This is a genomic window from Arthrobacter sp. K5 (genome assembly GCF_040448525.1).
Lineage (GTDB): Bacteria > Actinomycetota > Actinomycetes > Actinomycetales > Micrococcaceae > Arthrobacter > Arthrobacter globiformis.
On record NZ_CP159279.1, the window covers coordinates 3,166,897 to 3,179,601 of the forward strand.

Consider the following 12,705-nt stretch of genomic DNA (forward strand, 5'->3'; position numbering starts at 1 on the left):
GCAATACAAGCCTTTTGAAGGCTGAGGATTCCCGCCATCTCCGTGGGAGTTTGCTGCTTGTGCTGAGCCCCCCAGGGGAAGCGCCCTTTGAGGAACCTTGTCGATCCCTGCGTCTTTCAGCACGGCGTCCCCACGACGAGTATTTTGACATGCATACCCATAGGGGGTATATCTATAGTCTGAAGTCCCATACCCCATGGGGGTATGCACGAGGAAGGGATCTGGGCATGACTATCACTGAATTCGAAGTGACGGGGATGACCTGCGGGCATTGCGAGCTTTCGGTCCGGGAAGAGGTTCAGGAGATTCCCGGGGTCGAAGCGATCGAGGTAAGCCATCGGACGGGCAAGTTGGCAGTCACCAGCAACAAGCCCTTGGAGCAGGGCGCGGTCATCGCCGCCGTCGAAGCGGCAGGGTACCGGGCGGTGCAGGCAGGATGAACGCTGCCGGACGCCTGGGAGTGTATGCCGCGGGGTTGGCGGTGGTGTTTACCGGCGCCTTCACCGCGGCGGGGGTCGCCGTTCCGGAAGAGACGGTAGCGGCATGGACACAGACAGCGGAAGGACATGAAGTGGACCAGCACAATGGCGGACATAAAGCATCTGCCGCCCCGACTGCCACCGGAGCGGCCGGGTCAATGGTCCCGGGTGTGGCGGTGGAGCAGGACGGTTACCTGCTTCAGGAGGTTTCAGCACCGGGTGCGGTGGGGCAGGCCGGGCGCCTCTCGTTCGCGATCGCCGGTCCTGACGGGGCGCCGGTCACCGAATTCGAGACCGAGCACGGAAAGGATCTTCACCTGATCGTGGTGCGCTCCGACGGTACCCGGTACCGGCACGTCCACCCTGTCATGGACCAAGGCGGCCGCTGGTCCCTGCCGTGGCAGTGGGAAGCCGCGGGCACCTACCGGATCTACGCCGACGGCATGCCCGCAGGCGCCGGGAAGAGCCTGACGTTGACCCGCACGGTGGATGTGGCCGGGATGTTTGAGCCGGCCGCCCCGGCCCCAACGGCCACCGACGACGTTGATGGTTTCCGGGTTTCCCTGAACGGTGACCTGTCCGCCGGGGCGGCCTCGGCATTGACGGTGAACGTTGCCCGCGACGGCAAGCCCGTCACTAACCTCGAACCCTATCTGGGCGCCTACGGCCACCTGGTGGCGTTGCGTTCCGGGGACCTTGCCTACCTGCACGTTCACCCCGAAGGGGCCGGACCGGTCGAGGGTGAAGTTTCAGGGCCCGAGGTCCAATTCGCCGCAACGGCCCCCACCCCGGGGCGCTACTACCTCTACTTCGATTTCCAGGTCGACGGGCAGGTCCACAGCGCCCGATTCGTCCTCGACACCACCGGATCCGCCCACAACCCACCGAACGGCAGCACCGGGACCCCCGGCAGCGCCGATCACAGTCACAGCGGTCACTGAACCCAACCACCACCGACTCGCCCGGCCGCTCTGACCGGGCCGGCAGCGGCAGAAAGAAGCACTCCATGTCTGAATTCTCGGCCCCCTATCAGGTGCTGGGCACCGGCATCGAACTCGAGATCGGGGGCATGACCTGCGCCTCGTGCGCTAACCGGATCGAGAAAAAGCTCAACAAGCTCGAGGGCGTCACCGCCACCGTGAACTACGCCACTGAGAAGGCACGCATCAACGTCCCGCCCGGGTACGACGCGCAGGCACTTGTCGCGGAGGTCGAGAAGGCCGGCTACACCGCGACCCTGCCCGCCACGAGGCAGGAACAGGAGATGGCAGGAGCCGACCGGCCCGACACGGAACTGCTGGCCCTGAAGCACCGGCTGATCGGTAGCGTCCTGCTGGCAGTCCCGGTGATCGTGCTGGCGATGATCCCTGCCCTGCAGTTCACCTACTGGCAGTGGCTGTCCCTCGCCCTGGCAGCCCCGGTGATCGTCTGGGCAGGCTGGCCGTTCCACAAGGCAGCGTTCACTAACCTGCGGCACGGCACCGCCACCATGGACACCCTGGTCTCCATGGGAACGACCGCGGCGTTCCTGTGGTCGCTCTATGCCCTGTTCTTCGGCACCGCCGGAACCCCGGGCATGACACACCCCTTCGAACTGACCGTGACGCCCACCAATGGTGCAGCGAACATCTACCTTGAGGTGGCCGCCGGTGTCATCATGTTCATCCTGGCCGGCCGGTACTTCGAGAAGCGCTCCAAGCGCCAGGCCGGTGCTGCGCTGCGCGCCCTGCTGGAACTGGGTGCCAAGGACGTAGCCGTCCTGCGGGACGGGGCCGAGACCCGCATCCCTACGGACCAGCTCACCGTCGGGGACGAGTTTGTGGTCCGCCCGGGGGAGAAGATCGCCACCGACGGCGTCGTCGTCAGCGGCCGCAGCGCCGTGGATGAGTCCATGCTCACCGGTGAGTCCGTACCGGTGGAGATCGGTGAAGGCGACGCGGTGACCGGGGCGACGGTGAACGCCGGTGGCAGGCTGGTGGTTCGCGCCACCCGGATCGGATCCGACACGCAGCTGGCGCAGATGGCTCGGCTCGTGGAAAACGCCCAGTCCGGCAAAGCTGAGGTCCAGCGCCTGGCCGACAAGGTCTCCGGGGTGTTCGTGCCCGTCGTCATCGCCATCGCCGTGGCCACGCTCGGCGCCTGGCTCGGCGCCGGGTTCCCGGTAACGGCGGCGTTCACCGCGGCCGTGGCCGTGCTCATCATCGCCTGCCCCTGCGCCCTGGGCCTGGCCACCCCGACCGCGCTGCTGGTCGGAACGGGACGCGGCGCGCAGCTCGGCATCCTCATCAAGGGCCCTGAAGTGCTCGAATCCACCCGCAAGGTCGACACCATCGTGCTGGACAAGACCGGCACCGTCACCACCGGCAAAATGACGCTGCTGGGTGTGCACACCGCACACGGCACCGACAGGGATGAGCTGCTCCGCGTCGCCGGTGCACTGGAGGACGCCTCCGAGCACCCCATCGCCCAGGCCATTGCCCGCGGCGCCACCGAACGCGTCGGCGCTCTGCCAACCCCGGAATCCTTCACCAATCACGAAGGACGCGGCGTGCAGGGCAACGTTGAAGGGCACCTGGTCATCGTGGGACGCGAGACGCTGCTGACGGACTGGGCCCTGGCCATGCCGGCAGACCTGGCCCGAGCCAAGGCCGAGGCGGAAGCCGCAGGGGAGACCGCCGTCATCGTGGCATGGGACGGCGAAGTCAGCGGCGTGCTCACCGTCGCCGATGCCATCAAGGACACCAGCGCCGAAGCCATCACCCGGTTCCGGTCCCTCGGCCTGACCCCCGTCCTGCTGACCGGTGACAACCGGGCGGTGGCCGAACAGGTCGCCGCGAAGGTCGGCATCGAACACGTCATCGCCGAAGTCCTGCCCCAGGACAAGGTCGACGTCATCACCCGGCTCCAAAAGGACGGCAAGGTCGTTGCCATGGTCGGCGACGGCGTTAACGACGCCGCAGCCCTGGCCCAGGCCGACCTGGGCCTCGCCATGGGCACCGGCACGGACGCTGCCATCGAAGCCGCCGACCTGACCCTGGTCCGCGGGGACCTCCGCGCCGCCGCCGACGCCATCCGGCTGGCCCGCAAGACCCTGGGCACCATCAAAACCAACCTGTTCTGGGCCTTCGCCTACAACGTAGCCGCGGTTCCGCTGGCTGCTCTCGGCCTGCTCAACCCGATGCTCGCCGGAGCTGCGATGGCGTTCTCCAGCGTCTTCGTCGTCAGCAACAGCCTCCGCCTGCGCACCTTCACCAGCGAAGCGGCCAGACTCCCACGGGCAACCACCAGCCCCCGGGCGCACCAGCCGCTCGACGCCTGAATCCATCCCACCCCTACCGAAAGGACACCATCCATGGGAGACAACACCGGAAGCTGCTGCGACGGCAACACCACCAAGAACACCATGCCCCAGGACCTGACCCTGACTGTCAGGCCAGCGCACACTGATGACTCCATCGCCGAATGCCCGGTCATGCCCGGCACGCCCGTGGTCAAGGCCGTCGCCGAAGCAAGGGGCCTCTACCGCGACTACCAAGGCAACCGCTACTGGCTCTGCTGCCCCGGATGCGGACCGGCCTTCGACGCCGACCCCGCCAGATACGCCAAGGCCGGCTGAACCGGGACAGGCATCAGGAGAGGCAGGGGCGGAATTACCTGATTCCCGCCCCTGCCACACTTTCAGCCCTGCGGACCTGACTAGCACGTCCCCGGCTCATGACCATTAGGTGTTCGCCACGTCAGCACGACCGCCTCGAGCAACTGACCCCAAGTGAGGGTCACTTGCACAGGTTCGGGGGTGGCCCCCGCCGCGCCGGCGCTGCTTTATCCCGCCTTCCGCCGTTGATAGTGGCGGGCAACCCGCATCCGATTTCCGCAGCGCGTGCGCGAGCACCAGCGGCGACGCGGGTTGGATGGAAGGAAGAGCAGGACGCAGTCTTCGGCCTCACACTGGCGGATCCGGGCAACCGCCGGGTCCGTGAGGAGTTCGACGACGCCTTCGGCCAGCCATGCAGCCAGGCGCTCCGCTGCGGAGCCCAGGCGTCGCCGGTTGGCAGTGGGCCCGTCGGGGCCATCAACAAGCTCGAGGATGCAGGGAGACCCCCGCAGCATCTGATTGATGGCGTCCAGGTCATCGTGGCCGAGCGGGGTTTCCCTCCGGGCACACTCGATGGCCCGCGCTGATCGGTCCCGGACACACCGCACAACGGCCAGCTCTGCAGGGCCAATGTTCCCGGAGAGGCCTTCGGGGCAGCGATCGGCCTGTAAAGCAAGCCAGGCGCTCAGATCCTCAGGCGTGACGAGAAAATCACCGTGCGCGTAACGGGTATTGACCAGGTCCAGAGCCAACGGCTCTCCAACCAGCGGGGCAAGGGCACTCATAGTCTAATGCTACCCGACGCCGGTTTAGGGGTTAGACTCGTTCCCGTTGCGCAACTAATGCATAAAAGACCCCATAAGGAGTTAGCCTTTGTCTTCCCTCTTTCCCCCCGTCGCCTGCCGCCATGTTGAAGTGGACGGTGTCCGGGTGTTCTTCCGTGAATCACGCCCAGCCCAAGCGGATGCACCCGTCTTGCTGCTCCTGCATGGTTTCCCCTCGGGATCCCACCAGTTCCTCCGTCTGATTGACGCACTGGGCTCGCGCTACCGGGTGATCGCACCCGATCTGCCTGGATTCGGCCATACCGAGGTCCCGGAAGGTTTCCTCTATTCCTTCGACAGCCTCTCGGGAATCATCGAAGGCTTCGTGCAGCATCTGGGGCTGTCCCGGTTCGCGATGTATGTCTTCGACTTTGGCGCACCCGTCGGGTTCCGCATCGCGGAGCGGCATCAGGAGTGGATCGCCGGGCTTGTGGTACAGAACGGCAACGCCTACGAGGAAGGCCTGTCAGAGGCGGCCCGCGGGCTCCTCACTCTGGACCCCGAAGACTCCGCCGCCGTGCAGACACTCCAGGACCTCCTTACCCTGAACGGAACCCGCAGCCAGTACGAAACCGGGGTTGCCGACCCTGGCATGATCGCCCCGGACGGATGGACGCTCGACCAGCACTTCCTGGAGCTCCCGGGCCGGAAGGACGCCCAGCTCGCCCTGCTGTTCGACTACCACACGAACATCGCAAGCTATGGCCGCTGGCAGGAATGGCTGCGCCGGTACGCTCCGCCAACCCTCATTGTCTGGGGGCGGAACGACCCCTTCTTCATTGAGCCGGGCGCCCGGGCCTACCTCCGCGACCTGCCCGGTGCCGAGCTTCATCTTTTCGACACCGGCCACTTCGCCCTCGAGACGCATGTGGCGGAGATCGCTCAGCTCATCGACGGTTTCCTCGACCGGTCCTGGAGCTGAAGCATGCATCCCGTCATTGATACACCGCCCGTCCAGCCGACCATCCGGCGGAACCGCTGGTCCGTCGCCTTGGGCCTTAGCGCCGCAGCCCTGGCCGGCGTCGGGGCCAACGCGATGATCGCGTTGCTGGCACCCATCGCCGGCGTGCCCAACAACTTCCAGCCCCTTAACCCGCCCTCGTACACCCTCCTGACGGTACTCGGAGTGCTGATGGGCACGGTGGGTTGGGCCATCACGCGTGCGGTTTCGAAAAATCCGCGGAAACTGCTCAGCTGGCTCGTGCCGGTGGTCGTCCTTGCCTCCTGCATTCCGGACGTGTTCCTGCTCGAGCAGGGCGGGGCGGCCGGCGTCCTCGCTGCAGTCCTCATGCACGTAGCGCCCGCAGCGATCGCCGTCCCGGTCTACAGGCGGCTCCTGCCGCTGCCGTCCTGAACCAGTCCGATACCAACGCATAGGAGACTTCCATGAACACCCCCACCACAAACCACATGTACGACCTGGCAGTCATCGGCGCCGGCTCCGCCGCGAAGGCCGCAGCCACGGAAGCCCGCCGCCGCGGAAAATCCGTCGTTATGATCGAGCGCGGCCATCCCGGCGGCACCTGCCTCAACGTGGGCTGCGTACCCTCCAAACACCTCCTGGCAGCTGCAGCGGCCCGAGCAGGAGCCGACAGCAACAGATTCCCCGGCATCACCTCCTCCGCCGGCCCGGTGGACATGGCATCACTGATCAGCGACAAGGACGCATTCATCTCCAAGCTGCGAGAACGCGACCACGTCCACGCGACAGCACAGGCCGGCATCACATTGCGCCGGGGCACCGCATCGTTCATTAAAGCCGACGAAACCGGCGTTTCCCTGAGCATCACCGATGAGGACGGCAACGCGGAAAAGATCGCTGCCAATCATGTCCTTATCGCCACCGGCGCCCAACCGTTCGTCCCGCCCATTCCAGGGCTCGACACAATCGATTACTTGACCTCCGTGACGTCAATGTCACTGCATCAACTGCCCGCATCGCTCGTAGTGGTCGGGGCCAACGCGATCGGACTGGAGCAGGCACAGCTATTTTCCAGACTGGGCGCCAAGGTCACCGTCATCGAAGTGGCCGACAGGATCGCCCCCTTCGAGGACCCCGCGATTTCTGCGGCACTTCAGGAGGCCCTCGAGGCGGAAGATATCGAGATACTTACAGCGGCTAACCTGACACAGGTCCAGCCGGACGGCGACGGTGTCCTCGCCACGGTCGAGGTCAACGCCACCACCATCCGCGTCCCGGCTGAACGGCTGCTCATCGCCACAGGACGACGCCCCATCACCGATGGGCTGAACCTGGACTCTGTCGGGCTCGCCGTCGGCGTGCGCGGGGAAGTGCCTGTGGACGCGCATCTGCGCACTTCCCACCCCCGCATCTGGGCCGCCGGCGACGTTACGGGACACCCCCAGTTCGTCTATGTTGCAGCAACACAGGGCGCCGCCGCCGTCTCCAACGCCTTCGGGGACGCTCCCCAGGCACTCGACTACACCGTGCTGCCCCGCGTTACCTTTACCTCCCCGGCCGTGGCATCGGTGGGACTGACCCCCGCCCAAGCCGACGCCGCCGGCAGCCCATTCGAGACACGCGAACTCCCGCTCAACTTCGTGCCCCGGGCACTAATCAACCGCAAGACCTCCGGCCTGCTCAAGCTGATCTCAGACCCGGACACCGGCCGGCTCCTGGGCGTCCATATGGTCGGCGAGGAAGCAGGAGAGGTCATCACTGCCGCAACCTATGCCCTGTCTGCCGGCCTCACCACCCAACAGCTCGCAACTACCTGGGCCCCGTTCCTCACCATGGCCGAATCCCTCAGGATCGCAGCCCAAATGCCCGCCGCTATACACAACTGACGCAAACGAGACCGCCGCTGGGCGATCCAACTTCAAGGGCTTGCTTGAACTCATATACCCCCTCCGGGTATAGTTGCAGAGCATACCCCGTGGGGGTATGTTGCTTGAACTTTGAAGTGCGGGCTGTGATCCTGCCAGGGAGAAGAGGAAATTGTCGTGACTGAAAAGGCGGGACAGCGGAGCGGATTGATACCCCTGCTGGTGATAGCCACCGCGCAGCTGATGCTGGTGCTGGACGACTCGATCGTGAATATCGCGTTGCCGAGCATCCAGCAGGAACTCGGGATCGATGCCGTGCATTTGCCCTGGATAGTGAACGCCTACATCCTCGCGTTCGGCGCCCTGCTGCTCCTGGGCGGTCGGATCGGCGACCTGTATGGGCGCCGGCGTGCCCTGCAGGCGGGCCTCGTTATCTTTGTGCTTGGGTCACTGGTCGGCGGTCTCGGCCTGAACAGTGGGGCGCTCATTGGCGCCCGGGCCGTCCAGGGGCTGGGGGCGGCGCTGGTCGCGCCGAATGCCCTGGCCTTGATCGCCACAACCTTTGCCGAGCGCAAGACACGGGACGCCGCCCTCGGGCTGTACGGCGCGATGTCCGGCCTCGGAATCGTGGTCGGCCTGCTCCTCGGGGGCGTGTTGACCGACACCCTGGGCTGGCGTTGGGTGTTCTTCATCAACATCCCTATCGGCATCCTGGTGCTTCTCGGTAGCCGCACGCTTGTTGAAGCAGAGCGCCACCCGGGCAGCCTTGACGTCAGGGGCGCAGTGCTGGGAACCGGCGGCATGGTGGCCCTGGTGTATGCCATTACCCGCTTTGGCGAAGATGGTTTCACCGACCTGATCGGGATTGGGCTCCTCGGCGCCGCACTGGTACTGCTTGCAGCATTCATCGCCACTCAAGCACGCAGCAGCACGCCGCTGGTTCCGCTGAGATTGTTCAGGGACCGCGGCCGCGCCGGTGCCTACGCGTCTATGCTGTTGCTGGCCGTTGGGCCCATGGGCACCTTCTATGTGATCACCCTTTACCTCCAGCAGGTACAGCACTACAGCCCCTTGCAGACCGGGCTGAGCTGGCTTCCTTTCGCTGCCGGGATAGTCGTCGGAGCCGGCGGCGCTCCCAAACTGCTCAACAAGGTGGCTCCGCGCGTTATCGCAGCAGGGGGCGCTTTGCTCAGCGCGGCGGCGGCCTTCTGGTTCTCCTTCATCCAGGTAGACACGAGCTACTGGCTGCACCTTGCCCCGGCTATGTTCTTCCTCGCCCTCGGGTTCGGCCTCGGTGTCATTGCCCTAACCCAGGCCGCGGTCTACAACACGGCAGCCAACGAGGCCGGCATTGCCTCCGCACTGCTCAACTCCGCGCAACAGATCGGGGTGGCTCTGGGATTGGCGGTTCTGGCTGGCATCGCCGCAACCGTCACCGGGACGTCCGAACCCGGCGCAACAGCGGGCGCTCAGTTGATCGCCGGGTACGGCAGTGCACTCACCGTCGCCACCGGCATGCTCGCAGCTGCCGGGCTATTGGCAGCCACCACCTTGCCGTCTAAACCAACGGCACAAGCCGATGGCAAGTCCGCTGTGGCTGTGGTCAAGCAGCCGAGCCACTAGCCGCAGGGAGGCCCGCCCCCATCAGGGCGGGCACGTTGGTCCTTCGAGCCCAAGCCAATCGCGGCGGCAGCATCCTTCCCCATCCTGACTCCGTGTCCCGAAAGCAGCCGAGTCTTTATCCTTGCCGCCGCCGAACTCATCGTCTCGTCATGGTCACCCTCAGTAACACCAGCAATAGCAGTAACGCCGCGCAACGAAAGGCTAAATAATGCATGATCACCAGGCAGATGCCCAGTACATGAACGATCTGAAGGAGAGCGCGCCAGAGATGGTCTCCGCGTTCTTTGCGTTCGACAAGGCGGTTTTCGGCAAGAAGACCGGCGGCCTTGACCCCCTTGTCCGGGAACTTATCGCCGTTGGTGTCGCGGTCACCACGCAATGCCACTTCTGCATCGAGGATCACACCAAGCGTGCCGCCACCGCAGGAGCCTCCAAAGCCGACATTGCGGAGGCTGTCATGGTTGCTACAGCGCTGCGCGCCGGCGGTGGAGTGACCCACGGGTGGAAAGCGATGAGAAGCATGGCCGAAAGGACTGAGTAACGCCAAGCAAGGCGCGACACGCGAGAACCGGTCGGTCATCGTCTGGACCCGCATACCGAAGCTGCAGAACCCCTTTGACAGCCCGCTCGCCCGCCTATTTTAAGAGCCAATAACGGATATTCCGTCAAGCAAACGGCCGGTGTCAGATTCAGGTGTGCCCTAATTGGAAGAACACTCACATGTGCGTCTGTTATCCGTACTTAATGGCTCCGGGTCCCCAAGATGCCGTGATCGACACGATCTAAAATCCACCCGGTGTCCAGGAGCTAAGGGCGGGACGTCCATGAACGAGCTCACCGAGCGTTGCTGAGGGCGGCTGCCTGGTTGAACGGATAGAGATGAGCAGTTGTCATCCGGTATCGGAAGCAGCTGGTCCCGTCTAGCTCCTGGGGTTTGACCCAGGCTTGGTAGCCCAGGGCTGCCTCGTACATGGTTCGCGGCTGGACGCCCTCGGCTGCAATCCAGAGAACGGAGGAATCGTCCGTTGCGTCATCGACAGCGCCGTTCCTGATGGCGACGCCGTTGTGGCGGATTTCCACGCGTGCGCCAATGAGGGCGCTCCACTGGTTGTGATTTTCGAGCTTCATGTTTGTCCTTGGTGATGGCAAATGATGCAGCTGGACTCGTTGCCGGCAAGAAACCTGCGCGCCTATGTAGGGGACGAAGCTCGAACTCGGATCCTTTGCGACGCCTCTTCTAGACGTGTGGGTTTGCAACTACTCCTCTGGGCGGGTAGGCAAACTTCGTCTACCTGCATCTAAGGGGTTGTTTAAGGCGAAGTTTGTTGGACGCCGGGTTTCGGCCCCATCGTCATGGGCCGAAACCCGGCGTTTGAGTTTGCTAGTCGTGGGCTTTCGCCCCATCACACGACACTGGGCTGGGAGGGGCATGCCGCCGGCCGGCGCGGGGGAGAGGTTATGGCTTCTCGCGGTCCGGGCTGGGTATGGCTGAAGCGGCGCCGGTGAAGCCCTCCCGTGTCTCTGCAATGGTCCTGATGCGGTCTCTGCAGGCAAACCATCCGACCACCATGAGGGCCACGGCCACGATGGTGACGAGGAGCGTCGCGGGAGTGTCGATAAAGATCATGATGAGAACCACGCCCAGGAAGAGGAGGGAGAGGTAGCCGGTGTAGGGGGCGCCGAACATGCGGAAGGAGGGGCGCTTGAGCCAACCCTTGTCGGCCCAACGTTTGAGCTGGATCTGGCAAAGAAGAATGGTGGCCCAGGTGGTGATGATGCCGACCGCCGCGACGCTGAGGACGATTTCAAAGGCCTCGCCCGGAAGCAAGTAGTTCAGCGGGACGCCCAGGAGCGAGACCACCGCGGTGATGGCGATGCCGCCGTAGGGGACGCCGGCTTTATTCATACGGGAGGCGAATTTGGGGGCTGAGCCGTTGACCGACATGGAGCGCAGGATCCTGCCGGTGGAGTAGAGGCCGGCGTTGAGAGAGGACAGGGCGGCGGTGAGGACCACGAGGTTCATGATGATGTCCACGCCCTGGATGCCGATGGAGCCGAAGAACGTCACGAAGGGGCTGACGCCTTTTTGGTAGGAGGTGTAGGGCAGCAGGAGGGAAAGCAGGATGACGGAGCCGACGTAAAAGACGGCGATGCGGAAGACCACGGAGTTGATGGCCTTGGGGATGATCTTCTCGGGGTTCTTCGTTTCGCCGGCGGCTGTGCCGACCAGCTCGATGGAGGCGTAGGCAAAGATGACACCCTGCATAAGGACAATCATGGGCAGCACACCGGTGGGAAAAAGTCCGCCGGTATCCAGGATCAACTGGATACCGACAGGTGACCCCGTGGGAGTCCCGAAGACAACGAAGTAGGTGCCTACAACGAGGAAGATAACAAGCGCCGCCACCTTCACGAACGCGAACCAGAATTCCATCTCGCCGAATACCTTGACCGAGATCAGGTTCAGGCCGAGCACCAGCACGAGCGAAATAAGTGCCCAGGCCCACTGCGGAACTGCTCCGATCCACGGCACGTAGTTGCCGAAGAAGTTCATGTAGAGGGCAGCGGCGGTGGTGTCAGCCACCGTAGTTGTGGCCCAGACAAGCCAGTAGAACCAACCGGATACAAACGCGGCCTTCTCACCGAAGAATTCCCGGGCGTAGGAGACGAACGAGCCAGATGTCGGTCGGTGAAGTACCAGTTCACCAAGAGCACGAAGGATGAGGAAAGCGAAGAATCCACAAAGGGCGTACGCCAGGATCAACGACGGTCCTGCAGCCGCAAGGCGGCCGCCAGCGCCCAAGAACAGGCCGGTCCCGATAGCGCCGCCGATGGCGATCATCTGGATTTGGCGCGGCTTCAGGCTCTTCTGATAGCCGGCGTCTTCAGCGTGAACAGAGCGGGTTTCACGGGTGTTTTCCCGCTCAGGTGGCAGGTCAAGGTCAGGCAAAGGAACGGACATGGGGACCTTTCATTGGCCGGTGATGTCACCATGCCCGTCAACCGTAGGAGGTTGTCTGGATGGGAGCATCTGCCGTGGAGATGTCGAAGGGTTTTCCTGCATCCCTAACCGCGCGTGCAAGAGCACTGGAAGGCCAAGAAGCAAGGATCCGGATTGAAGGTCGAGGCGCGAGGGCACCTACATACTTTCAATTCAGAGTTGAGGATATGCCCCAAGTCACAACAGAATCAACACTTAGTTGTAAAAACTTCAAGTCGGTGTCGCAAACACACCGGTTGCGCGACGCTACTGAAGCCCTGCCGCTTCCATATCTACACATTTTGTGTAATTATGATTCCGACCACCACCCACAGATGTCTAATCGAGCTTCGGCTGCGAATACGCAGCAGCACTGGGTGCGTCTGCTCCGATTCTTGAATTTATGGAAGGCCTACT

At 64.0% G+C, this 12,705-nt stretch carries 12 protein-coding genes; 9 read left to right on the forward strand and 3 right to left on the reverse strand.

Annotated features, from left to right (window positions below; all coding sequences use genetic code 11):
- Positions 1-227: 227 nt before the first annotated feature.
- The 4 genes from ABRP34_RS14360 to ABRP34_RS14375 all read left to right on the forward strand — a co-directional run bounded on the left by ABRP34_RS14360 (position 228) and on the right by ABRP34_RS14375 (position 4,095).
- On the forward strand, positions 228-440 hold the full coding sequence (locus ABRP34_RS14360; RefSeq protein WP_353710696.1) for a heavy metal-associated domain-containing protein: 213 nt from the start codon (positions 228-230) through the stop codon (positions 438-440).
- Positions 437-1,420 carry a heavy-metal-associated domain-containing protein gene (locus tag ABRP34_RS14365; RefSeq protein WP_353710697.1) on the forward strand — a complete coding sequence of 328 codons (984 nt, stop codon included), beginning with the start codon at positions 437-439 and terminating at the stop codon, positions 1,418-1,420. Before ABRP34_RS14360 ends, ABRP34_RS14365 begins: the two co-directional genes overlap by 4 nt.
- Positions 1,421-1,485: 65 nt before the next feature.
- Positions 1,486-3,798: a heavy metal translocating P-type ATPase gene (locus ABRP34_RS14370; protein ID WP_353710698.1), complete on the forward strand. Its 2,313-nt coding sequence runs from the start codon at positions 1,486-1,488 to the stop codon at positions 3,796-3,798.
- An 84-nt stretch (positions 3,799-3,882) separates the two neighbouring features.
- Complete coding sequence (locus ABRP34_RS14375; RefSeq protein WP_353713368.1) at positions 3,883-4,095, forward strand: YHS domain-containing protein; 213 nt, start codon at positions 3,883-3,885, stop codon at positions 4,093-4,095.
- A gap of 206 nt (positions 4,096-4,301) precedes the next feature.
- On the opposite strand, the gene ABRP34_RS14380 is transcribed toward ABRP34_RS14375, so the two are convergent.
- On the reverse strand, positions 4,302-4,859 hold the full coding sequence (locus tag ABRP34_RS14380; protein ID WP_353710699.1) for an ABATE domain-containing protein: 558 nt from the start codon (positions 4,857-4,859) through the stop codon (positions 4,302-4,304).
- Positions 4,860-4,947: 88 nt separating this feature from the next.
- Here ABRP34_RS14380 and ABRP34_RS14385 point away from each other — a divergent pair, with 88 nt between their 5' ends.
- The 5 genes from ABRP34_RS14385 (at position 4,948) to ABRP34_RS14405 (ending at position 9,849) form a co-directional block, all read left to right on the forward strand.
- Positions 4,948-5,820 (forward strand): alpha/beta hydrolase, encoded by an 873-nt coding sequence (locus tag ABRP34_RS14385; RefSeq protein ID WP_353710700.1) that lies wholly within the window; start codon positions 4,948-4,950, stop codon positions 5,818-5,820.
- Positions 5,821-5,823: 3 nt separating this feature from the next.
- On the forward strand, positions 5,824-6,252 hold the full coding sequence (locus ABRP34_RS14390; protein WP_353710701.1) for a DUF6069 family protein: 429 nt from the start codon (positions 5,824-5,826) through the stop codon (positions 6,250-6,252).
- A 32-nt stretch (positions 6,253-6,284) separates the two neighbouring features.
- A complete protein-coding gene (gene merA / locus ABRP34_RS14395) occupies positions 6,285-7,706 on the forward strand; it encodes a mercury(II) reductase (RefSeq protein ID WP_353710702.1) in 1,422 nt (473 codons plus the stop codon).
- Between the two features lie 156 nt (positions 7,707-7,862).
- A complete protein-coding gene (locus tag ABRP34_RS14400; RefSeq protein ID WP_353710703.1) occupies positions 7,863-9,308 on the forward strand; it encodes an MFS transporter in 1,446 nt (481 codons plus the stop codon).
- A 208-nt stretch (positions 9,309-9,516) separates the two neighbouring features.
- Positions 9,517-9,849, forward strand: coding sequence for a carboxymuconolactone decarboxylase family protein (locus tag ABRP34_RS14405; RefSeq protein WP_353710704.1), 333 nt, complete (start codon positions 9,517-9,519; stop codon positions 9,847-9,849).
- Positions 9,850-10,142: 293 nt separating this feature from the next.
- Here the strand turns inward: ABRP34_RS14405 and ABRP34_RS14410 are convergent, their stop codons facing one another.
- Positions 10,143-10,436 (reverse strand): hypothetical protein, encoded by a 294-nt coding sequence (locus ABRP34_RS14410; RefSeq protein ID WP_353710705.1) that lies wholly within the window; start codon positions 10,434-10,436, stop codon positions 10,143-10,145.
- 328 nt (positions 10,437-10,764) lie between these two features.
- Positions 10,765-12,270: an amino acid permease gene (locus ABRP34_RS14415; RefSeq protein ID WP_353710706.1), complete on the reverse strand. Its 1,506-nt coding sequence runs from the start codon at positions 12,268-12,270 to the stop codon at positions 10,765-10,767.
- Positions 12,271-12,705 lie beyond the last annotated feature (435 nt).